This is a genomic window from Dissulfurirhabdus thermomarina (assembly GCF_012979235.1).
Taxonomy (GTDB): domain Bacteria; phylum Desulfobacterota; class Dissulfuribacteria; order Dissulfuribacterales; family Dissulfurirhabdaceae; genus Dissulfurirhabdus; species Dissulfurirhabdus thermomarina.
The window spans coordinates 1-221 of the sequence record NZ_JAATWC010000033.1 but is presented as its reverse complement, the minus strand read 5'-3'; the positions used below and the strand labels follow the sequence as shown (position 1 = coordinate 221).

Annotated in this window: 1 protein-coding gene; it reads right to left on the bottom strand. The window is 70.6% G+C overall.

What is annotated here, in order from left to right; translation table 11 throughout:
* The coding region (locus HCU62_RS11600; protein WP_169755686.1) for an RHS domain-containing protein at nucleotides 1-221 on the bottom strand (221 nt) is incomplete at both ends.

The following is a 221-nucleotide window of genomic DNA, read 5'->3' as shown; positions in this document are numbered from 1 at the left end:
GCCCGGCCGAAGGCCTCGTACTCCGCCCGCCACGTCACCGCCCCCGTGGCGTCCACCAGCATCCGCGGCGTCCCAAGCTGGTCCGCCTGGATGAAATGATACGCCCCGCCCTCCCGGAGGTAAAGCGGAATCGTCCCGTAGGCGCTCCCCGGCCACCAGCCGTAACCCCGAATCTCGCTCCCGTTGGCCGCGTACTCGCCCAAAAGCCCCTCCGCCCCGTA